Source organism: Luteimonas sp. Soil_C_5 (assembly GCF_057656615.1).
On record NZ_JBDGKA010000004.1, the window covers coordinates 452,315 to 478,337 of the forward strand.

The 26,023-nt window shown below is 67.5% G+C and carries 22 protein-coding genes and 1 pseudogene; 6 read left to right on the forward strand and 17 right to left on the reverse strand.

The annotated features are described in order from the left end of the window. The first annotated feature begins 37 nt into the window (after positions 1-37). From paoA to paoC, 3 genes are read left to right on the forward strand one after another with little or no spacing between them, the layout of a single operon-like run. Complete coding sequence (gene paoA / locus AC3A5K_RS13810; RefSeq protein WP_487618112.1) at positions 38-694, forward strand: aldehyde dehydrogenase iron-sulfur subunit PaoA; 657 nt, start codon at positions 38-40, stop codon at positions 692-694. Then, on the forward strand, positions 691-1,650 hold the full coding sequence (locus AC3A5K_RS13815) for an FAD binding domain-containing protein (RefSeq protein ID WP_487618113.1): 960 nt from the start codon (positions 691-693) through the stop codon (positions 1,648-1,650). The genes paoA and AC3A5K_RS13815 overlap by 4 nt, the downstream gene beginning before the upstream one ends. Then, a complete protein-coding gene (gene paoC / locus AC3A5K_RS13820) occupies positions 1,647-3,848 on the forward strand; it encodes an aldehyde oxidoreductase molybdenum-binding subunit PaoC (RefSeq protein ID WP_487618114.1) in 2,202 nt (733 codons plus the stop codon). Before AC3A5K_RS13815 ends, paoC begins: the two co-directional genes overlap by 4 nt. A 311-nt stretch (positions 3,849-4,159) precedes the next feature. Here paoC and AC3A5K_RS13825 read toward each other — a convergent pair whose 3' ends face one another. From AC3A5K_RS13825 to AC3A5K_RS13840, 4 genes are all read right to left on the reverse strand, one after another. After that, on the reverse strand, positions 4,160-4,330 hold the full coding sequence (locus AC3A5K_RS13825; RefSeq protein WP_487618115.1) for a hypothetical protein: 171 nt from the start codon (positions 4,328-4,330) through the stop codon (positions 4,160-4,162). A 109-nt stretch (positions 4,331-4,439) separates the two neighbouring features. Beyond that, positions 4,440-4,745 (reverse strand): UBP-type zinc finger domain-containing protein, encoded by a 306-nt coding sequence (locus AC3A5K_RS13830; RefSeq protein ID WP_487618116.1) that lies wholly within the window; start codon positions 4,743-4,745, stop codon positions 4,440-4,442. Then, complete coding sequence (locus tag AC3A5K_RS13835) at positions 4,745-6,454, reverse strand: FAD-dependent oxidoreductase (RefSeq protein ID WP_487618117.1); 1,710 nt, start codon at positions 6,452-6,454, stop codon at positions 4,745-4,747. Before AC3A5K_RS13835 ends, AC3A5K_RS13830 begins: the two co-directional genes overlap by 1 nt. A 256-nt stretch (positions 6,455-6,710) precedes the next feature. Then, positions 6,711-7,637: a LysR family transcriptional regulator gene (locus AC3A5K_RS13840; RefSeq protein ID WP_487618118.1), complete on the reverse strand. Its 927-nt coding sequence runs from the start codon at positions 7,635-7,637 to the stop codon at positions 6,711-6,713. 135 nt (positions 7,638-7,772) lie between these two features. Here AC3A5K_RS13840 and AC3A5K_RS13845 point away from each other — a divergent pair, with 135 nt between their 5' ends. Continuing rightward, positions 7,773-8,177, forward strand: a complete 405-nt coding sequence (locus AC3A5K_RS13845) for a RidA family protein (RefSeq protein ID WP_487618119.1) — start codon at positions 7,773-7,775, stop codon at positions 8,175-8,177. 309 nt (positions 8,178-8,486) lie between these two features. Here AC3A5K_RS13845 and AC3A5K_RS13850 read toward each other — a convergent pair whose 3' ends face one another. From AC3A5K_RS13850 to AC3A5K_RS13860, 3 genes are all read right to left on the reverse strand, one after another. Next, the gene (locus AC3A5K_RS13850; protein ID WP_487618120.1) at positions 8,487-9,914 is read right to left on the reverse strand and encodes a PQQ-dependent sugar dehydrogenase; all 1,428 of its coding nucleotides are present in this window, start codon (positions 9,912-9,914) and stop codon (positions 8,487-8,489) included. Next, positions 9,911-10,351 (reverse strand): DUF2231 domain-containing protein, encoded by a 441-nt coding sequence (locus tag AC3A5K_RS13855; protein ID WP_487618121.1) that lies wholly within the window; start codon positions 10,349-10,351, stop codon positions 9,911-9,913. The genes AC3A5K_RS13850 and AC3A5K_RS13855 overlap by 4 nt, the downstream gene beginning before the upstream one ends. Positions 10,352-10,587: 236 nt before the next feature. After that, positions 10,588-10,929 carry a hypothetical protein gene (locus AC3A5K_RS13860; RefSeq protein ID WP_487618122.1) on the reverse strand — a complete coding sequence of 114 codons (342 nt, stop codon included), beginning with the start codon at positions 10,927-10,929 and terminating at the stop codon, positions 10,588-10,590. A gap of 401 nt (positions 10,930-11,330) precedes the next feature. On the opposite strand from AC3A5K_RS13860, the gene AC3A5K_RS13865 reads away from it, so the two are divergent. Both AC3A5K_RS13865 and AC3A5K_RS13870 read left to right on the forward strand, forming a co-directional pair. After that, a complete protein-coding gene (locus AC3A5K_RS13865; protein WP_487618123.1) occupies positions 11,331-12,812 on the forward strand; it encodes a sensor histidine kinase in 1,482 nt (493 codons plus the stop codon). Positions 12,813-13,329: 517 nt separating this feature from the next. Continuing rightward, positions 13,330-14,139 carry a formate/nitrite transporter family protein gene (locus AC3A5K_RS13870; protein WP_487618124.1) on the forward strand — a complete coding sequence of 270 codons (810 nt, stop codon included), beginning with the start codon at positions 13,330-13,332 and terminating at the stop codon, positions 14,137-14,139. Positions 14,140-14,169: 30 nt separating this feature from the next. Here the strand turns inward: AC3A5K_RS13870 and AC3A5K_RS13875 are convergent, their stop codons facing one another. From AC3A5K_RS13875 to hflX, 10 genes and pseudogenes are all read right to left on the reverse strand, one after another. After that, entirely contained in the window at positions 14,170-14,853 is a 684-nt protein-coding gene (locus tag AC3A5K_RS13875) for a DUF429 domain-containing protein (protein WP_487618125.1), read from the reverse strand. Positions 14,854-15,236: 383 nt separating this feature from the next. Further along, positions 15,237-17,336: pseudogene (locus AC3A5K_RS13880) on the reverse strand (PAS domain-containing protein). Then, entirely contained in the window at positions 17,323-18,813 is a 1,491-nt protein-coding gene (locus AC3A5K_RS13885; protein ID WP_487618126.1) for an ATPase domain-containing protein, read from the reverse strand. The pseudogene AC3A5K_RS13880 and the gene AC3A5K_RS13885 overlap by 14 nt, the downstream one beginning before the upstream one ends. A 681-nt stretch (positions 18,814-19,494) precedes the next feature. Beyond that, positions 19,495-19,956, reverse strand: a complete 462-nt coding sequence (locus AC3A5K_RS13890; protein ID WP_487618127.1) for an H-NS histone family protein — start codon at positions 19,954-19,956, stop codon at positions 19,495-19,497. Beyond that, positions 19,943-20,470 (reverse strand): M48 metallopeptidase family protein, encoded by a 528-nt coding sequence (locus AC3A5K_RS13895; protein WP_487618128.1) that lies wholly within the window; start codon positions 20,468-20,470, stop codon positions 19,943-19,945. Before AC3A5K_RS13895 ends, AC3A5K_RS13890 begins: the two co-directional genes overlap by 14 nt. Before the next feature lie 52 nt (positions 20,471-20,522). Then, positions 20,523-21,815 carry an adenylosuccinate synthase gene (locus tag AC3A5K_RS13900; RefSeq protein ID WP_232138123.1) on the reverse strand — a complete coding sequence of 431 codons (1,293 nt, stop codon included), beginning with the start codon at positions 21,813-21,815 and terminating at the stop codon, positions 20,523-20,525. Positions 21,816-22,203: 388 nt separating this feature from the next. Beyond that, on the reverse strand, positions 22,204-22,389 hold the full coding sequence (locus AC3A5K_RS13905; RefSeq protein ID WP_487618129.1) for a DUF2065 domain-containing protein: 186 nt from the start codon (positions 22,387-22,389) through the stop codon (positions 22,204-22,206). Between the two features lie 12 nt (positions 22,390-22,401). Further along, positions 22,402-23,265, reverse strand: coding sequence for a protease modulator HflC (gene hflC, locus AC3A5K_RS13910; protein WP_487618130.1), 864 nt, complete (start codon positions 23,263-23,265; stop codon positions 22,402-22,404). Further along, on the reverse strand, positions 23,262-24,446 hold the full coding sequence (hflK, locus tag AC3A5K_RS13915; protein WP_487618131.1) for an FtsH protease activity modulator HflK: 1,185 nt from the start codon (positions 24,444-24,446) through the stop codon (positions 23,262-23,264). The genes hflC and hflK overlap by 4 nt, the downstream gene beginning before the upstream one ends. A gap of 240 nt (positions 24,447-24,686) precedes the next feature. After that, positions 24,687-26,006 carry a ribosome rescue GTPase HflX gene (gene hflX, locus AC3A5K_RS13920; RefSeq protein WP_487618132.1) on the reverse strand — a complete coding sequence of 440 codons (1,320 nt, stop codon included), beginning with the start codon at positions 26,004-26,006 and terminating at the stop codon, positions 24,687-24,689. Positions 26,007-26,023 lie beyond the last annotated feature (17 nt).

Here is a 26,023-nt window from a genome sequence, read left to right on the forward strand (position 1 = left end):
TCTCGCCAGCCACACGCCAGCCATGAGGACACACCCCATGCCGCCACTTACACGCCGCGAACTGCTCAAAGCAGGCGCGGCCACCGCCGGTTCCGTTGCCGCGCCCGCGTTCGCGCAGTCCGCTGTGTCTGCCGTGGCCTCGCCGTCGCCCGCCCGCGCACCCGTCCGGCAGCGCGTCACGCTGGAGGTCAACGGCACGCGCGTCGAGCGTGAGGTCGATACGCGCACCACCCTGCTCGACCTGCTGCGCGAGGAATTGCACCTCACCGGCACCAAGAAGGGCTGCGACCACGGCCAGTGCGGTGCCTGCACGACGATCGTGGACGGCCGCCGCGTCAATGCCTGTCTCACCCTCGCGGTGATGCAGGAGGGCGCCAAGGTCACGACCATCGAAGGCCTGGGTACATCCGACAGGCTGCACCCGATGCAGGCCGCGTTCGTGAAGCACGACGGCTTCCAGTGCGGCTACTGCACGCCGGGCCAGATCTGTTCGGCGGTCGCAGTGCTGGAGGAAGTGCGCGCCGGCATTCCCAGCCATGTCACTGCCGACCTCACCGCGAAGCCCGCGCTGAGCAGCGACGAAATCCGCGAGCGCATGAGCGGCAACCTGTGCCGCTGCGGCGCCTACGCCAACATCCTCGATGCGATCGAGGACGTCGGCGGCTCGCGCAGCAGCCGGAGGGCCGGCGCATGAAGGCCTTCGGATTCGAACGCGCGGACTCGCCCGCTGCTGCCGCCGCTGCGGCCGCACGCACGCCCGGTGCGAAGTTCATCGCCGGTGGCACCAACCTGCTCGATCTGATGAAGCTGGAGATCGAAACCCCGGCCCATCTGATCGACGTCAACGGCCTGTCGCTCGACACCATCGACAAGACCGACGAGGGCGGCCTGCGCATCGGTGCACTGGTGCGCAATACCGACCTCGCCGCCGATGCGCGCGTACGTCGCGATTACGCGGTGCTGTCGCGTGCCCTGCTGGCCGGTGCGTCCGGCCAACTGCGCAACCAGGCGACGACGGCCGGCAACCTGCTGCAGCGCACGCGCTGTCCCTACTTCTACGACACGGCGCAGGCCTGCAACAAGCGCCTGCCGGGCAGTGGCTGCGGCGCGCTCGATGGCTACAGCCGGCAGCTCGCGGTGATCGGCGGCAGCCCTTCGTGCATCGCCACCCACCCGAGCGACATGGTCGTCGCGATGCGGCTGCTCGACGCGGTGGTGGAAACCGTCACGCCCGATGGCCAGACCCGTCGCATCGCGCTCGACGATTTCTACCTCGCGCCCGGCACCACGCCGCAGCGCGAGACCGTGCTGCAGCCGGGCGAGCTGATCACCGCCGTCGTGCTGCCGCCGCCGGTCGGCGGTCGCCACGTCTATCGCAAGGTGCGCGATCGCGCCTCGTATGCATTCGCGCTGGTGTCGGTGGCTGCCATCGTGCAACGAGACGGCACTGGCCGTGTCGCGGTAGGCGGCGTCGCGCACAAGCCCTGGCGCAGCGACGCTGCGGATGCCGAGGTACCGCGCGGTGCCAAGGCCGTGGCCGCGCGTCTGTTCGAGGGCGCCACGCCCACCGACGACAACCGCTTCAAGCTGACGCTGGCCGAGCGCACCATCGCCGCCGCGCTGGCCGATGACCAGGAGGCCACGTCATGAAGTTCGACACGCCCGCAGGCCAGAACCCGATCGACGTGATGCGCGTCGTCGGCCAGCCGCTCGACCGGATCGACGGCCCGCACAAGGTCACCGGCACCGCGCATTACGCCTACGAATGGCACGACGTCACCGAGCGCGCGGCCTACGGCCACGTCATCGGCGCCGGCATCGCCAAGGGACGCATCGCCTCGATCGACACCAGCGCCGCCGAGCGTGCGCCCGGCGTGCTGGCGGTGGTCACCGCGCAGAACGCCGGCAAGCTCGGCAAGGGCCGCATGAACACCGCGCACCTGCTGGGCGGTCCGGAGATCCAGCACTACCACCAGGCGATCGCGCTGGTCGTCGCCGAGACCTTCGAGCAGGCCCGTGCCGCTGCGTCGCTCGTGCGTGTGGAGTATCGGCGCTCGCGCGGCCGCTTCTCGCTGGCGCGCGAAAAGCCGAATGCGATCAAGCCCGAAGGCGGCGACACGCCAGCCGATACCGCCGTCGGTGATTTCGAGTCCGCCTTCGCCGCGGCCGAGGTCTCGCTCGACGAGACCTACACCACACCCGACCAGTCGCACGCGATGATGGAGCCGATGGCCTCGCTCGCCGACTGGGACGGCGACACCGTCACCATCTGGACCTCGAACCAGATGATCGCCTGGGGCAAGGGCGACGTCGCCCGCACGCTGGGCATTCCGGCCGACAAGGTGCGGCTGGTGTCGCCGTACATCGGTGGCGGCTTCGGCGGCAAGCTGTTCGTGCGGACCGACGCAGTGCTGGCCGCGCTCGGCGCGAAGGCAGCGAAGCGGCCGGTCAAGGTCGCACTGCACCGCCCGCTGATCGCCAACAACACCACGCATCGCCCGGCCACCGAACAGCGCATCCGCATCGGTGCCCGCCGCGACGGCACGATCACCGCGATGGGCCACGAAAGCTGGTCCGGCGATCTGGAAGGGGGCGGCCCCGAGGTCGCCGTGCAGCAGACCCGCCTGCTCTACGCCGGCGAGCACCGCATGACGAAGATGCGCCTGGCGACGCTGGACCTGCCCGAAGGCAATGCGATGCGCGCGCCCGGCGAGACGCCCGGCATGATGGCGCTGGAAATCGCGATGGACGAGATGGCCGAAAAACTCGGCATGGATCCGGTCGAATTCCGCATCCGCAACGACACCCAGGTCGATCCCGAAAAACCCGAGCGGCCGTTCTCGCAGCGCCAATTCGTCGAATGTCTGCGCCAGGGCGCGGAGAAGTTCGGCTGGGACCAGCGCAAGGCGCACGGCAGCGTGCGTGACGGCCGCTGGCTGGTCGGCATGGGCGTGGCGGCCGGTTTCCGCAACGCACCGGTGATGAAGTCTGGTGCACGTGCGCGACTCGACGGCGATGGCCGCGTCACCATCGAAACCGACATGACCGACATCGGCACCGGCAGCTACACGATCATCGCGCAGACCGCAGCCGAGACCATGGGCCTGCCGATCGAGGCGATCGACGTGAAGCTCGGCGACTCGGACTTCCCCGCGTCTGCGGGTTCGGGCGGCCAGTGGGGCGCGAACAGCGCGACCGCGGGCGTCTATGCGGCCTGCATGAAGCTGCGCGAGGTCGTTGCGACCCGGCTCGAGCTCGATCCTGCGACTGCGGAGTTCGCCGACGGCAAGGTCAGTGCCGGCGGCCGTTCGGTCGCGCTGGGTGAGGCCGCAGGCGATGGCCAGATCGTCGTCGAGGACGCCATCGAATTCGGCGATCTCGACAAGCAGAAGCAGCTCAGCACGTTTGCGGCGCACTTCGCCGAAGTCGGCGTGGACATGCACACCGGCGAGACCCGCGTGCGTCGCATGCTGTCGGTCGCGGCGGCTGGACGCATCCTCAATCCCAAGCAGGCCCGCAGCCAGATGATCGGTGCGATGACGATGGGCGTGGGCGCCGCGCTGAGTGAGGAACTGGCGGTCGACACGACCATGGGCTTCTTCGTCAATCACGACCTCGCAGGCTATGAAGTGCCGGTGCATGCCGACATCCCGGAGCAGGAAGTCGTGTTCCTCGACGAGGCCGATGCCGACAGTTCGCCGATGAAGGCCAAGGGCGTCGGCGAGCTGGGCCTGTGCGGCGTGCCGGCGGCGATCGCCAACGCGATCCACAACGCCACCGGCGTGCGTGTCCGCGAATACCCGATCACGCTGGAGAAGGTGATCGGCGGACTGCCCGATATCGCCTGACGGGCGCGGGGTGACGGGGCGCCGATCGCGCGCCCCGTCACCGATCAGTTTCGGATCGACGACGTTTCCGTTGCACTGAAAGCGGTGTGGCATACAGCGTCATCGATGACGCGCGCACTAAACGGGATGTTCTCTTTTCGCCTCACATGCGCGCACCGGCTCGCGGGTGTCGAGTTACCACGCCTATCGGAGCCGCAAGCTGATCTGCGACGCGCGCGATGTCATGCGCGCTTCGCGTCGCCCGGCATCGAACCACCCATCAGGTTGGTCACCCTGGCGTTCCGTAGTCCGTGACGCGCCGGCCCGCTTGGTCATCCGCCTGCGAGTCCGCCGCCTGCGCGTCCCGGCAATGCACCTTCGTCTTCGGCACCCGGATCTTCAAGATCGCCGACTTCGGCATCCAGACCGGTCTTCGGGTCCGGCTTCGACGGCTGCGCTGTGGGGTCTTCGTCGCGCTGCGGGGTGTGGTGTTTCGGCTGCATGGGCGTGGCCTCCGGGTCAGGAGCCCGACGCTACGCCGACGTTCGTGAAAGCGCGCGAACGCGGCACGCGAAGCACGACGTCACCCGCGCAGCCGATGCGCGCACGCCTTCAGACGTAACGCGGAATCGGTCCAAGCTGCCGCGTCAGGTCGGGCAGCTCGACTTCGACCTCGTCCACATAGCACCAGCCCCACCCTTCCGGCGGGTCGTAACCCTCGATGATCGGGTGACCGGTCGCGTGGTAATGCGCCGTCGCATGGCGATTCGGCGAATCGTCGCAGCAGCCGACGTGGCCGCAACTGCGGCACAGGCGCAGATGCACCCACGGACTGTCGATCGCGAGGCACTCTTCGCAGCCGCGTGCGCTGGGCACGACGGTGGCGATGGTGTCGAGGTGGGTGCAGGTGTCGGCCATCAGGCGGTCGCCTTCTCTGGAATATCGGAACGTGCGGCTTCGTCAGCCGCCGCCAGGTACTGATGGATCTGCGACACCACGGCGGCGCCCTCGCCCACCGCCGCGGCAACACGTTTCACCGACCCCGCGCGGACGTCGCCGATCGCGAACACGCCAGGGCGATCGGTCTGCAGCGAGGTCGAGCGGCCCGGCCCCGCGCCGTCGACGCCGGTGGTCACGAAGCCGGCGTGGTCCAGCGCAACGCAGTCGGTCAGCCAGCCGGTATTGGGATCGGCGCCGACGAACAGGAACACATGCCGCAGATCGCAGTGATGGGTCTCGCCGGAATCGCGGTCGCGATACGTGCCGCCGACCAGTCCGCGCTCGGTATCGCCTTCCAGCGTGACCAGCTCGGTGCGCGTGTGCAGCACCACGTTCGGCAACGCCCGGATGCGATCGATCAGATAGCGCGACATCGATGCTTCGAGCCCTGCGCCGCGGACGACGAGGTGCAGCGTCTTCACCTTCGGCGCCAGAAACACCACCGCCTGCCCGGCCGAATTGCCGCCACCGACCAGCGCGACCTCCTCGCCCTCGCACAGCCGCGCCTCGACCGGCGACGCCCAGTACGACACACCCGCACCTTCGAACAACGACAGGTTTTCGATATCCGGCCGCCGGTAACGCGCACCCGATGCGATGACGACCGTGCGTGCGCGCACCACTTCGCCCGAGGTCAGATGCAGGGCATGCGACGCCGGCCCGCTGTCGGCAGATGCGTCGCCGCCACAGGCCAGCGTCGCAACCTCAAGCGGAATCGCGAGTTCGGCGCCGAACTTCAGCGCCTGGTTGTAGGCGCGTCCGGCGAGGGCCTGGCCGGAGATGCCGGTCGGAAACCCGAGGTAGTTTTCGATCCGCGCCGAGGCGCCGGCCTGGCCGCCGATCGCACGCTGGTCAAGCACGAGGACCGACAGCCCTTCGGACGCCGCGTACACCGCCGCCGCCAGGCCCGCCGGTCCGGCGCCGACGATCGCCACGTCGTGCACGGCATCGGGATCGAGTTCCGGCGTCATGCCGAGACACGTTGCCGCCTCCGCGGTGCCGGGGCGTTTGAGCACCGCGCCGTTGGGACAGATCATCAGCGGCAGGTCGCCGGGCTGGATGCCCAGGCGTTCGACGATGTCCCGCCCTTCGTCGCTGTCGGCATCGACCAGCGTGTTCGGATAGCCGTTGCGGGTGAGGAAGCCCTGCAGCCCGGTCACGTGCGCATCGCCCGGCAGACCGACCAGCACCGAGCCCGCGGCGTCGCCCTCGATCAGGCCGACGCGGCGCAGGATCAGCGCGCGCATCACGATCTCGCCCAGCTCCGCCGCGCCCACCACCAGCGCCCGCAGATGCGCAGCGTCGATCGGCACCGCGGTACACCCGCTCTCGGCCGCCTGCCCGGCCGCCAGCGAGGCACGCCCGGCCAGCTGGCTGACCTCTCCGGTGAACTGGCCTGCGCCCTGGGTGGTGATCGGCTTCTCGTGTCCCAGCCCGTCGCGGCGGACGACATCGATCGCACCTTCCAGCACCAGCCACACCGGCGCATCGCGGTCGCCGACATCGAACAACACGTCGCCGGCGGCATACGTGCGCGGCGGTCCGCTGGCGAAACGTCGCGCACTGGCGATCTGGGCGGCATCCAGCACCGGGAACATCTGATGGCGACGGTCGTTGGCAGCGGCCATGGGCAGGATCCGATGGGGATGGCTGCATCATGCGCCTGCCGTGTGGCGGGATGTCACGGTGTGTCCAGTGGCACCGGTGACGGCACGGCGAGCCGGTGCCGCTCGAATCGGGCACGGAGGCGGACGCGCTGCCGCGCTTTCAGCACCTTCGACGCAAACCGGAGGTTCCGCGAGTCGAGAAAGCGGCGACGTTCTTCTCCATTGCACGCGCGCATACGCAGGACCCGTCGCCTACCACCACCGCGCGCCACGGTCGCTAAGCCGGCGGCGGCCTCAGCACCGGCGCGTGCACGTCCATCAGCTCGATGATCCAGTCGATGAACACCCGCAGCTTCGCGCTGACGTGCCGGTTCGGCGGAAACGCGACGTGCATCGGCATCGGATCGAGCGTCCAGTCGCCGAACAGGGTCACCAGCTCGCCGCTCGCCACGTGCGCTTTGGCCATGTACGCCGGCAGCCACAGCACGCCCATGCCCGCAAGGCCGGCCGCGAGGTAGGCATTGCCGTCATCCAGCGCGACGACATAACGCCCCTGCGCCTGCACGCGCTCGTCGCCGCGGCGCATCGCGTACGGCAAGGGCTTGCCGGTGCGCGCCCACAGAAAGCCGACGATGCGGTGGTGCGAGTCTTCAAGCTCTCTCGGATGCGCGGGCGTGCCCATGCGCTGCAGATACGCCGGCGACGCGTGCACGCCAAGCTGCAGGTCCCCCACATGCCGCGCGATCAGTGACTGGTCGGTAATCGTGCCGCCGCGCACTACGCAATCCACGTTCTCGCCGATCAGGTCCACGCGCCGGTCGCTGACGCCCAGGTCCAGCTGGATGTCCGGGTAGCGCGCGTGGAAGTCCGGCAAGGCCGGCGCCAGGATCATCCGCGCGAACGGGCTGGGCACGTCAACGCGCAGCCGCCCGCGCGGCGCGGCCGAAGCGCTCGACAGACTGGTTTCCGCGTCGTCCATGTCGGCCAGCAGGCGGACCACACGCTCGTAATACGCCGCGCCGTCGGCGGTCACGTTGACCTGCCGCGTCGTGCGGTTGAGCAGCTTGACCCGCAGCCGCGCTTCCAGCTGCTGCACGAGTTGCGTGACCGTCGTCCGGCTCATGTGCAGCGTGGCGGCCGCCTTGGTGAAGCTGCCCGTTTCCACCACGCGTGCGAACGCCTGCATCGCATCGATACGGTCCATCGGTGGTCCAGAGGCGGAGATTGTTTGGATTCTACGAACAGTCCTGGGCAGCACGGCGTGTTTATCCCGCAGGGCCGCGTCCGCAGACTGGATTCACCGCAATCATCCGGGGCACCCGCTCCACAGGAGATTCCCATGGCAACACGTGACGCTGTCTTTCCCGCCGGCCGCCATGCGCTGTACGACAAGCACCGCTATTCGCCGGCCATCCGTTCCGACGGTTTCCTCTTCGTCGCCGGCCAGGTCGGCAGCCGCGAAGACGGCTCGCCCGAGCCGGAATTCGAGCAGCAGGTGCGCCGCGCGTTCGAGAACCTCAACGCCGTACTCGCTGCCGCCGGCGCCACGTTCGACGATGTCGTCGACGTGACGTTCTTCATCGTCGATCCCGCAAACCGCTTCGAACGGGCCTGGGAGATCGTGCCCGAGTACTGGGGCGAGGCGCCGTTTCCGACGGCCACGGTGGTGGGCGTGACCTGGCTGGCGGGCTTCGACTTCGAGATCAAGGTGATCGCGAAGTTGCCGGGGCCTGCTGCTGGATGAGGGACGAGCGCGGCGTGCGCGGGGCGCAGAGCTCGTGTGATCGCCTCGCCGCCGCTCCGTCATCCCGGCGTAAGCCGGAGTCGCTTCCCAACAGTGCAGAGCGCTGGTGATCCAGTGCCTTTGCGCGCTGCGTCCGAAAAACGCGTTCGGGTCCGCTGGCTTCAGGGTTTAGCGCGAACGTCCGAAGTCGCTGGATCCCGGCGTTCGCCGGGATGACGGTAAGCGCGACACGTCTTCCGCGTAACATCGCAGTCGAACAAACAAAGGGCCCTTTCGGGCCCTTTGTCATGCACACCATTTCGAACGCACTCAACCCGCAGGCGGCGTCGTTCCCGTCGGCGCCGGTACCGCTGCAGGTGCGGCCGCAGTGTCCGGCGTCGTAGCCGGCTGTGCCGGAGCAGCAGGTGCACCCGGTGCGCCACCCGTCGGCGTGATCCGCCAGATGGTGTTGGCCAGATCGTCCGCCACCAGCAACGCACCTCGCGGATCGACGGTCACGCCGACCGGGCGGCCACGCGCCTTGCCGTCATCGCCGAGGAAGCCGGTCGCGAAGTCGATCGCCTCACCCGACGGCTTGCCGTCGCGGAACGGCACGAACGAGACCTTGTAGCCCACCGGCGGATTGCGGTTCCAGCTGCCGTGCTGGCCGACGAACACGCCATTCGCGAACTGCGCACCCATCGACGGCGTGGAGAACGCGACACCCAGCGCGGCCACGTGCGAGCCCAGCGCGAAGTCGGGCGTGATCGCGGCGGCGACCTTCTCCGGCTTCTGCGGACGCACGCGGTCGTCGACGTTCTGGCCCCAGTAGCTGTAAGGCCAACCGTAGAACCCGCCCGGACGCACGCTGGTCAGGTAGTCGGGCACCAGTTCGTCGCCGATCTCGTCACGCTCGTTGACCACCGCCCACAGCTGGTCCATGCCCGGCTGCATCGCTAGCGCGGTCGGATTGCGCAGGCCGGTCGCGAACACGCGGTGGAAGCCGGTCGCCGCCTCCACCTGCCAGACCATCGCGCGGTTCTCTTCGACCGCCAGACCACGCTCGGTGATGTTGCTGTCCGAGCCGATACCGACGAACAGGTAACGACCGTCGGCACTGATCGTCAGCGCCTTGGTCCAGTGGTGGTTGACCGCGCCCGGCAACCGGGTGATTTCCTGCGGCGCACCGGCCGCATTGACCGCGCCTTCGGTGTACGGGAAGCGCAGCAACGCATCCTGCGTGGCCACGTAGATCGAATCGTTGCCGAACGCCAGGCCGTACGGCGCGTCGAGATTGTCGGCGAACACCGAGCGGTTCTCGTACGTCCCGTCGCCATCGGTGTCACGCAGCAGCGTGAGGCGATTGCCGCTTTCGACCTGCGTGTTGCCACGCGCCTTGATGAAGCCGGCAATGATGTCTTTCGGCGTCAGCTTCGGCGCGCGTCCGCCGCGGCCTTCGGCCACGAGGATGTCGCCGTTGGGCAGCACCAGCATCTGGCGCGGGATCAGCAGGTTGTCCGCGATCGGCGCGATCTCGTAGCCCTCCGGCACGGTCGGCAGCTGATCGCCCCATTCGGCCGGCAGCGAGATCTTCAGCGTCGGGAACAGGCCGCGCTGCGGCTTCGGCAGTTCCGGCGACGGGCCGACATAGGTTTCGTCCGGCGTGCCGCTGCAGGCGGCCAGCGCGAGTGCCAGTGCGGGCACCAGGGCGCGCGTCAGCAGCATGGTCTTCGGACGCTTCGAATTCAGGACGTTCATGGCAGCACCTCCCGGCGACGCAATGTGCCACCGAGCGCGAACCACAGGCTCGCGCCGATCGACAGCACGCACAGCACCGACCACACCAGCGCCTGCGGCATCTTCTGCCAGGCATCCATTGCGTGGATCAGCGAGTTGAGGAAGCCGAGCACGCAGGTCAGCGCCAGCAGGCCAACGTAGATGAAACGCGTGCGCGTCCGCGCGGTCGGTGTGATCAGCGACACCAGCGCCCAGATCAGGGCAGGCACCGCGAACACCATTGCGCCCACCAGCAGCCAGGACGCGAAGTTGGTCCACTGGATCTCGTAGCTGCGGGCATAGGCGATGTCGGCGAACAAGGCGCCCAGGAAAAGAGGGAATGCACTGCTGACCAGCAGCAGGTGCAAGGGGTTCAGCGGCCGATAGGGCTGCGTCACGAGTACGGGGTGTGTGTCCATCGGAAGTCTCGACGTCGGGAGGGCGGCATCGCGGGCAGGCGCACGCGGCACCGGGCAAGATCCTGCATCGGGGCGCAAGACATGGTGAACATCACGACGGGGCAGTCGCGCACCACGCTACATGTGCGCCTTCCCGGCCCCGGTCCGATGCGATCGAGTGCGCGGGATTCGAAGATCTGCCGCCCGTCCCGCAATGCGCACGTGCCGACACGCAGCGACCCGTGATCCGGACGCCGTTACCCGGGCAGCGCGTCGTGTACGAGGGCTTCGTGATCCGATGGTGCCCAGTCCTCGTCCATGAATCGCTTTGCGACACCTGCTGGGGATTCGCCACCTGAGCCGGGCCGCAGCTTCTCCCGCGCACGCTCGAGATAGCCGTCGAGATCGAGTCCCTGCCAGGCGTCGTCTCCCGGCATCACGTCGGGATGGTCGTGCGAAAACTCGCCCGCTGCCGCGCGTCGCGCGATGGCGTCCGTCGTGTCATGCGAGTCGGCCGCCGGTCTGTCTTTCGATACATCAATCGCCACGGAGTCGATCTCCAGATCAGGTGAGGTCCTGCGGAATGTTGATTCGGACACAGGCAGCGCGCTGTGATCGCGTTGCGGCGCGCCTCTTCAGTGGCGGCGGCGCAAGACGGATCTACCTGTACCGGGACATCGATCTCCACGCAACGCCCGCACGCGTCAGGAAGCCCGGAAAGGCGGCCGCGACGACGCTTCACGCGTCTCTCGCGGGCCGGCTCCCACTGTCTCGGGCGCCACGCTGCGCCAGACACATCGCACTGCGGGATGTCCGCCCCGTGCGTGTGTCGTGTTGCGTCCGGTGCCACAGCTGAGGGCCAGCCCGCTTCGCGCATGACGGGCGGAGCCTGCCGTCTTCCGAGAACTGCGAGACCTGTTCGCCGACGGCGATTCGTCTAGTCGATGACAGCCCGGTTGCACGCCCCGCCACCCGTCACCGCTTTGCGAGGATCCCATCGATGCCCTTACACGAATTCATCCAGTCCCACGTCCGGCAGATTCTCGTGCAGTGGCGCACGGGCGCCGTCGTAGACGCGACAACTGCGGGACACGGGCCGGTGTTGTCGGAAGACGCGGAAGCGATTCTGCTGGCGCTTGCGCGCGATCTCGAGACGGGGCAACCGGATCCGCTCACCATCGCGGCGCGCGAGGGTGAGCACGCGTCGACCAGCAACGCAGTGCTCGGTCGTGTCGTGCGGCAACATGCGGATGCGCCCCTGAAGACACTGCTGCAGGAAATCGGCGCGCTCCGCAGTGCGGTTCTGATGTGCGGGTCGACTGGCATCGATATGCACGACGCCGCGACCCTGGGCGAGACGGCGCGTTTCAACGGACTGGTCGACCGGGCGCTGTCGAAGCTGGCCGGTATGCGGGAGACACAGCTGCGGGAAGACTACGCTCGGCTGGAGAACCGGCTGCAGGAGAGCGAGGAGCGTTACCGCGGCATCGTCACGACCGCCCTCGACTACGCGATCTTTTCGACCGACGCCGACGGCATCATCCGGAGCTGGCCCTCCGGTGCGCATGCGGTGTTCGGATGGAGCGCCGAGGACACGCTCGGCCAGCATGCGGCGATGACCTTCACGCCGGAAGACCGCGCTGCCGGTGTGCCCGGCGAGGAAATGCGCGGCGCGCGCGAGCATGGCGTCGCGCCGGACGTGCGTTGGCATGCCCGCAAGGGCGGCGACCGGGTGTTCATCGAAGGCGCGATGCGGCCGATCCTGGGCGCCTCGGGCGAGGTTGCGGGCTACCTCAAGGTCGGGCGCGACGCGACGGAGCGCAGACAGTGGGACGAGCGCCAGCAGGCGCTGCTCAAGGAACTCCAGCACCGCACCCGCAACATCATGGCCGTGGTGCTCGCCGTGTTCGACAAGACGCGGCTCGGCAGCCCCGACGTCGAAACGCTGGCGACGAACTACCGGCGCCAGCTCGGTGCCCTCGCGCGCGTGCAGGAGCTGCTGTCGCATCTGCAGGAAGGCGACCGGGTCGACTTCGACGTGCTGCTGCGCACCGAACTGTCCGCGATGGGCGCGCTGGACGAAGACGGGCACGGGCAGCGCGTCGCGCTGTCGGGCCCGACCGGTGTGCGCCTGCGCTCCCGATCCGTCCAGACCCTCGCGCTTGCCCTGCACGAACTTGCGACCAACGCGTCGAAGTACGGGGCACTCGCGCAGCCGCAGGGCCAACTGGCCGTGAAATGGCGTGTGGACCGCGAAGACGATGCGCCCTGGCTGCACCTCGAATGGCTGGAGAGCCACGTCGACATGGCGCGCGCCGCGGACATGCCGCGCGGTGGCGGCGCCGGTCGCGAACTCATCGAGTACGCGTTGCCCTATCAGCTCGGCGCACGCACGACATACGCGATCGGCGTCGATGGTGTGCGATGCACGATCGCGATGCCCATCTCCGAGACGCCCTCCCCACAGCCGCCCCAGCGCTGAGCTGCAGACACCGTCCAGACCGCGCGAACGTGGGCTGCGCCGTGGCAGACCGACGCGGTCGATTGCGGCGGTGACACGCGTGCCCCCCTTGCGGCTGCCGATGGCCCTGGCCCACGCAGAGAGACGACTGCGCGGCGACTGCACGCGGTCACCGCCCACCAACGCGCTCGCTCTGAGGGGCGAGCGCACTGCCACCGCCGCCACTTCAATCGGTCACCTCGCGCTCGCCCCCGCATTTCCAGAAACACCTGGGTCTGATCAAAAAACGCGCTGAGTGATGTCGTCGTAAAGCCTGCCCGCGAGCAGCGCCTCAGGCGCAGTGGGCGATGAAAACGTGCCGCAGTTCGCGCGCGACTACGGCGATCGTGCGTTCCCCTCATGCGCCGCGGATGCACCCATCGCCGTCGCCGAACACGACCTCGCGCCGCGCACAACCGCCGGACCGGCTCCACGCGTGGCCGCCTGCTTCACTGCCGCTTGCGTATAGCTGTCCGCTCTCCCGAACGGACGCGCCCCCATGGCTGACGCCTCTCCCGCCATCGCCCCGCCCGACGACATCGCGAGCGCGATCTCCGACACCTGCGTCGACAAGGCCATGCTGCCCGCCGGCAAGATGATCGGCCTCGGCATGCTGGCGGGTGCCTACATCGGCTTCGGCAGTCTGGTCGCCGTGCTGATCGGCGCAGGCGCCGGCGACCTGCCCTACGGGCTGACCCAGGTCGCAGTCGGTATCGGCTTCGCGCTCGGCCTGATTCTCGTGCTGTTGGCCGGCGCCGAACTGTTCACCGGCAACACGCTGATGACCCTGCCGCTCGCACAGAAGCGCATCGGCCCCGGCCAACTGCTGCGCGCCTGGAGCCTCGTGTGGATCGCGAATCTCGTCGGCGCCCTGCTGCTCGTGCTGCTCGCGATCGGCGCCGGCCTGCACCTCGCAGGCGAAGGCGCGTTCGCCACCTCGGCTGTCGAACTTGCCACCGGGAAGGCCTCCAAATCCGCAGGCAGCATCGTCGCCAGTGGCATCCTCGCCAACCTGCTGGTCTGCCTGGCCGTGTGGATGGCAGCGGGCGCGAAGTCCGCCGTCGAAAAGGTCGCCGTCATCGTGCCGCCCGTCGCGGCCTTCGTCGCACTGGGCCTGGAGCACTCGATCGCGAACATGTCGCTGCTGCCGCTGGGCCTGCTGGCGCAGGCGGCGACGGGCGCCGAACTGCCGGCGGGACTGTCGTGGAGCGCGGCGGGCATCAACCTGGTGTGGTCGACGCTGGGCAACATCATCGGCGGCGGCGGGCTTGGGTTCGCGTACTGGGCGATCTATCTGCGCAAGCGCTGATCAGCCAGGCGTTGAAACGGGCGGCCGTCCTCAATACCAGATGGCCCGTTGCAGACCGCAACGATCGGTTTCCGGCGGAGATGGCAGCGAGTACGCGGTGCCTGCCGCGATGCGTTCCGCAGTCCACAGCGCCACCAGTGCATCGAGCACATCGTCGGCGGCGGCGCTTCGTCGCGGCACGGCGTCGAGCAGGCGAAGGATCGCCGCAGGATCGAAGACCGCGCCGAGCAGATGCAATCGAGCCGCCTGTCCGCGCTCCGACTTCTTGCGATCTGCGACGCCAATGCCACCGTTGAGCGCGGCGAACGAGACTTCCGGATGGACCTCCCGCACCTGGGCGCGTGCCCGGGGACTGGACTGAAGCAGCGCGTCCCACTCGCGCACCTTCGCCAGGATGCCGAACGCCTGCGCACCGAAGCCGCGACCATCGATCTCGCGATGGCGCCTGGAGGCTTCCGGCTGAGTTGCCGCATCCAGAATCCCGCGCACAGGCGCCGAGAACACACTGCACGCCCGGCGCCCGCCCACGAACCGTCGCGCCTCGCGATCCGCAGTGCGGCTACCCGCTTCCGCGAGCCCGATCGGCACATCCACCGCGATGACGGCGGCGGCTATCCTGTCCGCCTGCAAGGAGACGGCGTCCGGATACACCTCGAAATCGAACGCACCGCCCTGACGCCAGACCCCGATCCAGCCGGACTTCGCGCCATCCACGCCTAGACATGACATCGATCTCTCCTCCTATGCCCGTCTAGTCTGCCCGGACGCGAGACTCGGCGGATATCGCGAGTGTGCGAAAGCACGGGACACCACGACGTTCGCGCGCCCGCCGGCCTCGTTGCAATGCAGACGTCGGAAGAATCCTCGCTCTCAGTTCGACCGAGGCGACGCCGACCAGAATCGTCATTCCCGCGAAGGCGGGAATCCAGAGACTGTCAAGCCGTCGAACGTCAAAACCCTAGATTCCCGCCTCCGCGGGAAAGACGAAGAACCGAACTTGATCGGCAATTCCTGAGCCTGCCACGCACGAACACTGCATGTTCTGAAAACAGGCAACGTCCGCCATCCCATCGAATCAGATGCGTTGCACAGGCCTGTCAGCGCGCGTCAGGAGATGTCGCGGCCCCCTGCGTGAGCATCTGATGCACGCGCGTACTGAAATCGTTCAACGCGAAAGGTTTCGTGATCAGACTCATGCCGGCATCGAGAAATTCGGATCGGTTGACCGCGGTCTCTGCGTATCCCGTCATGAACAGTACGCCCAACTCCGGTCGGGTCTGGCGCGCGATTTCCGCAAGCTGGCGCCCGTTGAGGCCCGGCAGCCCGACATCCGTGATCAGAAGATCGATCTGGCTCTGCGATTTCAGCATGGGAATGGCCTGATCCGCATCGGACGCAATCCGCACGCTGTAGCCGAGCTCGATCAACACGTCCTCCACGAGCGCGCGGACCTGCGCATCGTCCTCGACCACCAGCACCTGTCGCGCGGTATCGGCTGTGACGGTCACCGGAATGCTCGTGTCTTCTGCTGGCACCGAGACGGCGACCGGCACATACAGGGTGATCGTCGTGCCCGTCCCCACCACGGAGTCCACGCGCACGTGTCCATTCGACTGGCGGATGAAACCGTAGATCATCGACATGCCGAGCCCGGTCCCCTGTCCGATCGGCTTGGTGGTGAAGAACGGCTCGAAAATGCGGTCGATGATGCTCTGCGACATGCCGACACCGGAATCCGAAACCGATATCGCCACGAAGCCCGAAAGATCCACGCGCGTGGTGGCACCTTGTGGCACGTAGTCGTCGTCGCGATGGTCCGTGCCTCGCACGGCAATCTTCAGCGTGCCGCCCTGGGGCATCGCATCGCGCGCGTTGATCGCAAGATTGAGGATTGCGCTCTCGAGCTGGTTGGCGTCAACCAGAATGAAGGGCAGTCCATCGGCGACATCGAAGTCGAGTTTTACCTGCTCGCCCAGCGTTCCGGACAACAACTCCGACAGACCCGCAATGAGCTTGCCGCTGTCGACGGGCGCTGTGTTCAAAGACTGCCGGCGCGAGAAGGCCAGCAGCCGCTGGGTCAGGCCCGCGGCTCGCAAGGCGGATGTGGTCGCGATATCCAGATACCGATCGACCCGGTCCACCTTTTCCGCGTCCAATCGCACACGCATCAGGTCGAGCGAGGCCAGGATGCCCGTCAGCATGTTGTTGAAATCGTGTGCGATGCCGCCGGTCAGCTGGCCGACCGCTTCCATCTTCTGCGCCTGTCTGAGCGCGGACTCACTCTCTTCCCTCGCCCGGATCTGCGCCTACAGTTCGGACGTGCGCTCCGCGACCCTGGCCTCGAGCAGCGCGGATTGCTGCTGCGACACCTCGAGCGCCAGACGCCTGGCCGTGATGTCGGTCGCGAAGATGTGGAAACCATCGACCCTGCCGTCCACTGCCCTGCGAGGCAGATAGCGGATCTCGGCATCGCGTCGCCGCCCATCGAGATGGGGCCACTCGAGTTCCAGCACGACCGTCTCGCCCGCCAGCGCTCTGGCAACGGCATCTTTGCGCACGCGCCAGGCATCGGGACCGATGACCTGCTCGACGGTCTTGCCGATGATCTGCTCTACAGGCGTGCCCATCCACTGCTCGTAGGTCCGATTGGCGAACCGGTACCTCACGTCGTGATCGACGAATCCGATCAGCACCGGCAGCGCGTCGGCAATCAGGCGAAGTTCCGCTTCGCTTGCAGCCAATGCTTTCTTGCTTTCGGACAGCGCGACGATCTGATCGCGGATCACGAACTGCTTGCGCCGTGATCGCAGGGCGGACAGGACGGCGCTCATCAGCGAGGCGATGCCCACGGGCCTCTCGAGTTCCACGACGTTCATCGTATCGAGCGAGACATGGCTGGCACGGCCGGGATGACGACGGTTCACGGCGCGCAACAGCAGGAAGGGAATGTCGGACCACGCGGGCTGCTGTGACAGTGTCGATTGCAGCACGCCCAGCTCGCCCGAAAGCGCCTCCTCGGTGATGATCACGACACCGGTGGCGTCTCCTATTTCGCTGCAGAGCGACGCGATGCCCGTCACCACACGCACAGGGCTGCCGCGTTGCTCGACGATGGCGGCGATGCTCTCGGCGTCCTTTCCGTAAGGCGCCAGCACCAGAACACGTTGGCCATCGCTGGCCGGATCAGCCACCGCGATCTTCCAGCAGAGGCGCGTTTTCCCCGATGAAACTCGGCGTCCCGGTGAGGACGCCCTTGAAGCCCGCGAGCGGTTCGCTGAGCCTCAAGCCCTGCTGGTCGATGCGAAGCTCACGGATGGCGTCCTCGTGAGCGCCACCGCGGTTCTTGATGACCGAAATCGCCTTGCGGATCCGCCCTTGTGCCTCGAAGAACCGGAACAGGATCACCGTGTCCGTCATGTAGGACACGTTGAGCTCGCCCGTGGCCATGGTGCCAACGAGTCCATGCTGGGGATTGATCAGAAACGTGCTGACACCACTCTGGTTGAGATACGAAAGCAGTTCATGCATCTGCAACATGAGCTGCTTTTCCTGCGGCATCGAGATCAGGTACCCATTCAGGCTGTCGATCACGAGTACGCGGCAGTTGTCGTTCTCGACGCTCTCGCGGATCCGGCAGGCGAATTCGCCCGGGGAAATCTCCGCGGGGTCCATCTGCTCGATGCGAAGCAGGCCACTTTCGATATGGGGGCGCAGATCGAACCCCAGGGCCTCGGCCCGGGTCAGCAGTGTGCCCGTGCGCTCGTCGAACTCGAACAGGCAGCAATGCTCGCCCCGCCTGCAGGCAGCCGCGACGTACTGGAGCGCGATGTTGGTTTTCCCGCTACCGGCAGGACCGGTGAGCAACGTGCTGGTGCCGCGTAACGGGCCACCGTTGAGCAGCGCATCGAGTCCCTCGATGCCGCTCGAGAGCGGCTCCCCGACGAAATCGACATGGTGCTCGGACGCGATCAACCGTGGAAAGATCTCCATGCCGCCGGTGAAGAGTTTCAGATCGTGGTAACCGGCGATGAAGTTCACACCTCTGAGCTTCTGCACCTGCATGCGCCGCTTGGCCGAGCCGAAGTCCAGCGTCATCCGCTCGAGCGTGATGACGCCATGACACAGGCTGTGCAGATGGGCATCGCGGCTTCCGCCCTCGCCCGTCAGATCGTCGACCAGCAGGACCGTGATGTTCCGGGGCGCGAAGAACTGCTTCAGGGCCAGCACCTGGCGCCGGTAGCGAAGTGCGTCCTGCGCGAGCAGCCGGAGTTCGGAAAGCGAATCGAAGACGACGCGTGTCGGCTTGACCCGGTCGATCTCCTTCTGGATCAGATTGACGGTGCCACCCAGTTCCAGTTCCCACGGATGCAGGATCGACTGCTGCTGGCCGTCGCCAAGCACTTCGTCCGCGGACGCCAGCTCGAAGAGATGGATTCCGTCGAGAGTCCAGCCATGCGAACTGGCGACCTCGCGAAGTTCGTCTTCGGTTTCCGACAACGTGACGTAGAGGCAGCTCTCGCCAGCGGCAACGCCTTCCTTCAGATAGTGGAGCGCCAGGGTGGTCTTGCCCGAGCCAGGCTGACCTTCCAGCAGATAGATGCGGTTGGCGGGCAGGCCGCCACGAAGCACTGTGTCGAGACCGGCAACGCCGGTGGCCACGAGGGAAGGAGGCATACACCGCACGCTGGATTGAAGTGAAATCATGTTAGCAGCGAAGTCGATGCGGACCCGCACGAAACCTGGGCTGACAGGCCTTTTCGACCCGGCATCGCAAGCCGCAGACTGAATGCGGGCAGACGCCGTTTGGCCCGGTCGCCCTTCGGTCACGACCGGCGGTCGTCAGCGGGTCAGGCGTTCGTGACGTATCGGTCCACAGGCCGAAATCATGCGACCCGCGCGGATGCGCAGGCGACATCCCGACTGGCCTTCAGACAGCACCGGTCCGATCGCACTCCCCCATGGTCGTTGGTCGCAGCCTCTCGGATGGCGACGCGATGCGCGGCTGAGGCCATCCGATTCGAAACCGAGATCCCGGCAGGCTGGCTGCGCCTTGGCGGCAAGGGCGCAGCGCGCCCCTCGCCACTGCAAGAACCTTACGCTCGGAGCGAGGCAGCCGCGCCGCTGCAGCCTTCGGGCGGCCGGGGATGCAGCGTGGTCTCGCGTTGGACACCAGGTTGCAGCAGATGCAGACCGCATATCGGCGACGGGTACGGCGGCCATCCAGTCGCATGCAGCGTCGAGCGGGCACCGTTAGAACGAGGACATCCGATTGCTACCGACAACCGCATGCCTCTCGGCCCGTGCAGAGAGTCGCGAAGCGATGCGTGCCGCCCGCGTTACGGCGGCACCCCGACCTCAGCCCTGCTTGTAGACCGACCGCTGGCCGATCGCGCTGTTCTTCTTCGCGGTGGGCCGTCCCAATCCGGGAATGAGAAAGTCCGCCACGCTCTGGCCACGCTTCGTCTTCTCGGCGAGCCAGCGCGGCATGCGTCCGCGGCCGGACCAGGTGTTCCGCCTGTTCTGCGGATCGCGATACTTCGCCGCGACCTTCGCGAGCTTCCGTCTTCTGGCCGGCTTCTTCGCAACGGCCGATGACGTCCCGACATCGAGAAGCTCTTCGATCGTGTAGCCGTAGGACGCCGCGAGATCGGTCAGCGCCTTGCGGACGACCGATGCAGGCCGCCGGCTGGACAGCAGCTGCAGGCGTTGCTCGGCGGCCTGCACGAGCCGGTCCAGCTGGCGCGGGTTGAGCGTATGGATGTCTATCGTCATGTCGTGAGCCTTGGGCCGGGGGGCCGGTGTGTCAAGCGCCGTCACATTGCGCGGCAGATGGCGTGCGCCGCGCCGCATCCAGCTGCGTCAGATACAGGCGCAAGTCGAACTCCAGCTGATGGTAGTCCGGCGCCATGTGCGTACACAGCTGGTAGAAGGCCTTGTTGTGGTCGGCCTCCTTCATGTGCGCCAGTTCGTGCACGACGATCATCTTGAGGAAGTCGGCGGGCGCATCGCGGAACACGGTGGCGATACGGATCTCGCGGCTGGCCTTGAGCCGGCCGCCCTGCACGCGGGAGATGGTGGTGTGGGTGCCCAGCGCGTGCTTGAGCACCTGCAGCTTGCCGTCGTAGATCACCTTGCCCAGCGGCGCGGCCTTGCGCATGTGCCGCTCCTTGAGCGCCTGCACGTAGGCATAGAGCTGGCCGTCGTTGCGCACAGTGTGGGCGTCGCGGTACTTCGCCGCCAGCAGTGCGCCGAGACGATCCTGCGCGATGAGCTCGCGCACGCGCGCCTGCACGTCCGCCGGATAACCGCCGAGGTACTTGAGCGGTTCCATCAGAAAAAACCCCGCTTGCGCGGGGTTTTCTCCTGTGTGGCGGACGCTGGGATCAAGCGAAGGGATCCTGCAGCACCATCGTGTGCGCCCGGTCGGGACCGGTGCTGACGATGCTGATCGGGCAGCCGGCCAGTTCTTCCAGCGCACGCAGATAGGCGCGTGCGGCGGCGGGCAGCTTGTCCCACTCGGTGATGCCGTGGGTCGTTTCTTCCCAGCCCGGGAATTCGAGATACACGGGCGTGCATTCGTCCCAGCCGGCGGCGTCGAGCGGCGCGTACTCGGTGCGCTTGCCGCGGTACTCGTACGCGATGCAGATCTTCAGCGTCTTCATGCCGTCCAGCACGTCGAGCTTGGTGATGCACAGGCCGGAGATACCGTTGATGGCCACGGCGCGCTTGAGCGCGACGATGTCCATCCAGCCGCAGCGACGCGGACGACCGGTGGAAGCGCCGTATTCCTGGCCGCGATCACGGATGCCCTGGCCGATCTCGTCGTCGAGTTCGGTCGGGAACGGACCACCGCCGACGCGCGTGGCATACGCCTTGGCGATGCCGAGCACGTAATCGATCGCGTCCGCGCCCACGCCGGTGCCGGCCAGTGCGCCGCCGACGGTGGTGTTGGAGCTGGTGACGTAGGGATAGGTGCCGTGGTCGATGTCGAGCAGTGCACCCTGCGCGCCTTCGAACAGTACGCGCTTGCCCTGCTTGCGCAGGTCGTGAAGGATGCCGGCCACGTCGGACTTCATCGGCTCGACGTAATCGCCGAACGCCAGCGCCTCGTCGTAGGTCTTCTGGAAATCGACCGCTTCGACGCCGAGATACTTGGTCAACACGAAGTTGTGATAGTCGAGCGCGGTGCGCAGCAGTTCTTCGAGCTGCTTGGGGTAATGCAGGTCGGCGACGCGGATGCCGCGACGCGCCACCTTGTCCTCGTACGCCGGGCCGATACCGCGGCCGGTGGTGCCGATGGCCTTGCCGCCGGCGGCCTTCTCGCGGGCCTGATCGAGGGCGATGTGGTACGGCATGATCAGCGGCGTGGCCGGGCTGATCTTCAGGCGCGAACGCACTTCGACGCCGGCGGCTTCGAGCTCGCCGATTTCCTTGATCAACGCAGCCGGGCTGAGCACGACGCCGTTGCCGATCAGGCACAGCGCGTCATCGCGCAGGATGCCCGAGGGAATGAGGTGGAGGACGGTCTTCTTGCCGCCGATCACCAGCGTATGGCCGGCGTTGTGGCCGCCCTGGAAGCGCACGACGGCGCCGATGTCCTGCGTGAGGAGGTCGACGATCTTGCCCTTGCCCTCGTCGCCCCACTGGGCGCCGATCACCACCACTGACTGACCCATCTTGATGACTCCTGTTACGTTGCGGCCATCGGGGCCGCAGAAAGGGACCGCACCGTACCTGGCGAGAACAACCGCGGACCACTCCATCGGGGAGTCGCCGCCACGCCGGGCCCAGACACGGAAAAAGCCGGAGGGCGCATAGCCCCTGCCGGCTTTTCCGCATTATCCGGGTTTGCGGCCGGCGTGCCACCTTCCCGGGCGGCGGATTCAGGCGGGGCAGTCACGGCGCGTGCGGTCGCGGACATCGACAGGCCGGCAATGCCGTGCGCGGGCGGTCTGCGCGTCGGGCGGGCCCGTGCGCCGCGCACCGGGCCCGCGCCGCGGCCCATGAAAAAGGCCATGGCGCGTACGCCATGGCCTTCGTGTCATCCGGCATTGTCCAGCGGCCTCAACTGCGCACGATGTACAGCGCGATCAGCCCGGCGGCGAGGACCCCTGCGCCGATACGGCGCAGGGTGGTGACCGGCAGTGTCAGCATCTGTTCGGCGTTGCGCTTCCAGAAGCCCGGGATCGCGAAGAGGATCAGTCCCTCGATCACGAACACCAGGCACAGCGCCGCCCACAGATCGGACATCGGTCTGGCTGCTTAGCGGTCGCTGCGCATGTACTGCAGGAACGGGTCGTTGCGCTCCAGCACGATCACGCTGTCGCCCTTCTCGAACGCGGCGCGATAGGCCTCGAGGCTGCGCTGGAAGGCATAGAACCCGGGATCGCGGTTCGCGGCCTCGCCGTAGATGCGCGTGGCTTCGGCATCGCCTTCGCCTCGCAGCGTCTGCGCATCACGCTCGGCCTCGGCCGTCAGCACGACCTGCTCGCGATCGGCCTGACCGCGGATCGCACGGGCCTGCTCTTCACCCTCGGCGCGCAGCGCGGCGGCCACCTGGCGACGTTCGGCGCGCATACGGTCGTAGACCTGGCCGATGACTTCGCTGTCGGTGGGCAGGTCGATCTGCTTGAGGCGGATGTCGACGATCTGCATGCCGAGCGACTTCGAGGCCTCGTTGATCGCCGGCAGCTGGCGCTCGACGAACTCCGACCGGTTGCCCGAGACCAGCTCGGTCAGCGTGCTGGCATTGATCTCGTTGCGCAGCGAGTTCTTGATGATCGGCTCGAGGCGCAGCTGGGCGCTGTCCTCGTTGCCCTGCGTGGCGCGGTAGAACGCGGTCACGTCGTTGATCAGCACGATCGCGACGAAGTCGACGCTGACGTCCTTGCGCTCGGAGGTGAGCGAGCGCTCGGGCGAGAACGCGCTGGCGTTGAAACGGGTGTCGAACACGCGCGCGGTTTCGATCAGCGGGATCTTGAAGTGCAGACCGGGGCCGACGTCGGTCCGCGCGATGCGGCCGAGGTTGAACACCATGCCGACCTGGCCTTCGCGCACCACGTACACCGAGCCCATCAGGCCCAGCAGGACGATGATGATCAGGGGAATGACGAAATTGAGTCTCATCGGGACGCTCCATCACGCGGCGGACGCGGCAGCTGTGAATTGCGGGCGGGCTCCTGCGCCGGGGCACGTGTGGCCTCGATCGACGGCGACAGCACCTCCGGCGGCAGCAGCGACGGCGCGGCCTGCGCGCTGCCCTGCCCGGTCATCGGCACGTAGATCAGCTGACGGCCATCGCCACCGACGATTGTCCGGTTGTCGCCGAGCACCTGCTGCACGGTTTCCAGCCACAGACGCTTGCGGGTGACGTCCGGCGCGCTGGCATAGGCATCGACCAGCAGCGAGAAGCGGGTCGCGTCACCGGTAGCGCGTGCGATTTCGGCTTCCTTGTAACCCTCGGCCTGGGCGCGGATGCGCGAGGACTCGCCTCGGGCTTCCGGCACGATCTTCGCGGCATAGGCGCGGGCTTCGTTGATCAGGCGCTCGTTCATCTGCTGGGCGCTGTTGACCTCGTCGAAGGCCGGCTTGACCTCTTCCGGCGGACGCGCGTCCTGCAGGTTGAGATCGGTCACGAACAGACCGGTGCGGTAGCTGTCGAGCGAGGCCTGCAATGAGGTCTGCGCCGCGGTCGACAACGGACCACGCGCGTTGAGCGCGGTGTCGAGGTTGGCGCGGCCGATCTGCTCACGCACGGCGCTGACCGCGGTCTGCTCCAGCACCTCGCGGGCGTTGCGGGTACCGAACAGGTACTGCGTGGGATCGCCGACGCGGAACTGCACGTTGAACGACACGACGACGATGTTCTCGTCGCGGGTCAGTACCGGCACGGTGTTGCTGAAGGACTGGACCGTGGTCGCGTCGACCTTGATCACGCGCTCCACCGGCCACGGCAGCTTGAAGTTCGGACCCGGCTGCATCACGCGCGCCGCCTGGCCGAAGCGCAGGACGACACCGCGTTGCTGTTCGCCGATCAGCGTGAAGCAGTTGAACAGCAGGACGACCACCAGCGCGATCGCGATCCAGCGCAGCGGATTGCCGCCGCCACCGCCGAAGGTGCCGCGCAGCTGGTCGAGGATGCGGTCGAAACCACCGCCGCCGCCTCTACCGCGGCCGCCGCGTCCACCTCCACCGCCGCTTCCGCCGGTCCGCCTGGGCGGCCACGGATTGCGCTGTTCATTCCCGTCGGAACCGTTGCGGTCCGGGGAGTCGTTGTCCTTGTTCTTGCCGGGAATGTTCCAGGCCATGCCTGCTCCAATCTGATTCGCCGCCTGCCAGGGGCAGCGCGGGGGTCGCATAGTCTAACCGGCTGACCCGGCCGGGAGGCGCCGGGGTGAGGCTCGGTCGCGATTTCCAGCGGTCGCTGCGGATACGTCCCGTACGTGCGGACGTGCCTGCGGGTCGAACCGCCGATGTGGGCGCGCGTTTGCACACGCGTCCGAACTCCTGCACAGCGGCGTGCGTCCTGCAGACGCGCGCCGACCGGCTTACCAGTGCTCGTCTTCCTCGGGCGGCAGCAGCGGGCGCAGGGGCGCGCCGTCCGGCTGCGCTGCGAGGCGCGCGGCGTCGGCATGCGCCAGATCCACCTGCAGCTGCCAGCCGTGCTCGTCGGCCACTTCGTCGCGCACGGCTTCCAGCGCATGCAGGCGTGCGTGCAGGCGTCCGGATTCCGGCGGCAGGCGCACCTCGCCGCTCACGCGGCGGATGCCGAGACGACGCGCCAGGGCCTGCGACAGCAGGTCCAGGCCCAGCCCGTCGCGCGCGGAGATCCACACGCTTTCGCGCACGGCGTCATCGGCCAGCGCGGCGGGATCCTGGTCGTAGCGCGGCTCGGCACCTTCGATCCGGTCGATCTTGTTGAACACCAGCAGCTGCGGCAGGTCGCCGGCGCCGATGTCGGCCAGCACCGCATCGACCTGGGCGATGCGCTCGTTCCGCAGCGGATCGGCGGCGTCGATGATGTGCAGCAGCAGATCGGCCTCGCGCGCCTCGCTCAAGGTGGAGCGGAAGGCTGCGACCAGTTCATGCGGCAGGTCGCGGACGAAGCCGACGGTATCGGCCATCACCACCGAACCGCCGGACAGGTCCACCCGGCGTACGGTGGGATCGAGCGTGGCGAACAGCTGGTCGGCAGCATACGCATCGGCGCCGGTCAGCGTATTGAACAGCGTCGACTTGCCGGCATTTGTGTAGCCGACCAGCGCCACGCGCGGCAGCTCGCTGCGCACGCGCGCACGGCGCATCTGCGTGCGCTGCACTTCCACCTTGTCGAGCCGCGCCTGCAGCTGTTCCAGCCGCTTCTGCAGCAGACGGCGGTCGGTTTCGAGCTGGGTTTCACCCGGGCCGCGCAGGCCGATCGAACCACCGCGCTGACGTTCCAGATGGGTCCAGCCGCGGACCAGGCGCGTGGCCATGTGGCGCAGCTGGGCCAGTTCGACCTGCAGCTTGCCTTCGTGACTGCGCGCCCGCTGGGCGAAGATGTCGAGGATCAGGCCGGTGCGGTCCACCACGCGACGCTCGAGGTATTTCTCGAGGTTGCGTTCCTGGCCCGGCGAGAGCCGGTGATTGACGAGGATCAGGTCGGCGCCGGTCGCTTCGGCGGCCGCCTTCACTTCCTCGAGCTTGCCGCTGCCGATCAGCGTGGCGGCATTGGGTTTGTCGATGCGCGCGGGAATCACCGCGGCAACGGAGGCGCCGGCGGACCGGGCAAGCTCGGAAAATTCCTCGAGCGCGCCTTCATCGGCCGGGCCGTGCGCATGGGGCTGGATCAGCAGCGCGTTTTCACCCTTCCGGGAGCGTTCGAACAAAGTGGGGTCAGGCCTCT

Bases quoted from the DNA above. Each gene is read 5' to 3' on its own strand.
- AC3A5K_RS13905 (WP_487618129.1), bottom strand. From the start codon at position 22,389: ATGTCCGATCTGTGGGCGGCGCTGTGCCTGGTGTTCGTGATCGAGGGA.
- AC3A5K_RS13825 (WP_487618115.1), bottom strand. From the start codon at position 4,330: ATGCAGCCGAAACACCACACCCCGCAGCGCGACGAAGACCCCACAGCG.
- AC3A5K_RS13840 (WP_487618118.1), bottom strand. From the start codon at position 7,637: ATGGACCGTATCGATGCGATGCAGGCGTTCGCACGCGTGGTGGAAACG.
- AC3A5K_RS13865 (WP_487618123.1), top strand. From the start codon at position 11,331: ATGCCCTTACACGAATTCATCCAGTCCCACGTCCGGCAGATTCTCGTG.
- AC3A5K_RS13895 (WP_487618128.1), bottom strand. From the start codon at position 20,470: ATGGAACCGCTCAAGTACCTCGGCGGTTATCCGGCGGACGTGCAGGCG.
- hflK (WP_487618131.1), bottom strand. From the start codon at position 24,446: ATGGCCTGGAACATTCCCGGCAAGAACAAGGACAACGACTCCCCGGAC.
- AC3A5K_RS13835 (WP_487618117.1), bottom strand. From the start codon at position 6,454: ATGGCCGCTGCCAACGACCGTCGCCATCAGATGTTCCCGGTGCTGGAT.
- paoA (WP_487618112.1), top strand. From the start codon at position 38: ATGCCGCCACTTACACGCCGCGAACTGCTCAAAGCAGGCGCGGCCACC.
- AC3A5K_RS13885 (WP_487618126.1), bottom strand. From the start codon at position 18,813: ATGCCTCCTTCCCTCGTGGCCACCGGCGTTGCCGGTCTCGACACAGTG.
- hflC (WP_487618130.1), bottom strand. From the start codon at position 23,265: ATGAGACTCAATTTCGTCATTCCCCTGATCATCATCGTCCTGCTGGGC.
- paoC (WP_487618114.1), top strand. From the start codon at position 1,647: ATGAAGTTCGACACGCCCGCAGGCCAGAACCCGATCGACGTGATGCGC.
- AC3A5K_RS13830 (WP_487618116.1), bottom strand. From the start codon at position 4,745: ATGGCCGACACCTGCACCCACCTCGACACCATCGCCACCGTCGTGCCC.
- AC3A5K_RS13850 (WP_487618120.1), bottom strand. From the start codon at position 9,914: ATGAACGTCCTGAATTCGAAGCGTCCGAAGACCATGCTGCTGACGCGC.
- AC3A5K_RS13815 (WP_487618113.1), top strand. From the start codon at position 691: ATGAAGGCCTTCGGATTCGAACGCGCGGACTCGCCCGCTGCTGCCGCC.
- AC3A5K_RS13855 (WP_487618121.1), bottom strand. From the start codon at position 10,351: ATGGACACACACCCCGTACTCGTGACGCAGCCCTATCGGCCGCTGAAC.
- AC3A5K_RS13870 (WP_487618124.1), top strand. From the start codon at position 13,330: ATGGCTGACGCCTCTCCCGCCATCGCCCCGCCCGACGACATCGCGAGC.
- AC3A5K_RS13900 (WP_232138123.1), bottom strand. From the start codon at position 21,815: ATGGGTCAGTCAGTGGTGGTGATCGGCGCCCAGTGGGGCGACGAGGGC.
- AC3A5K_RS13845 (WP_487618119.1), top strand. From the start codon at position 7,773: ATGGCAACACGTGACGCTGTCTTTCCCGCCGGCCGCCATGCGCTGTAC.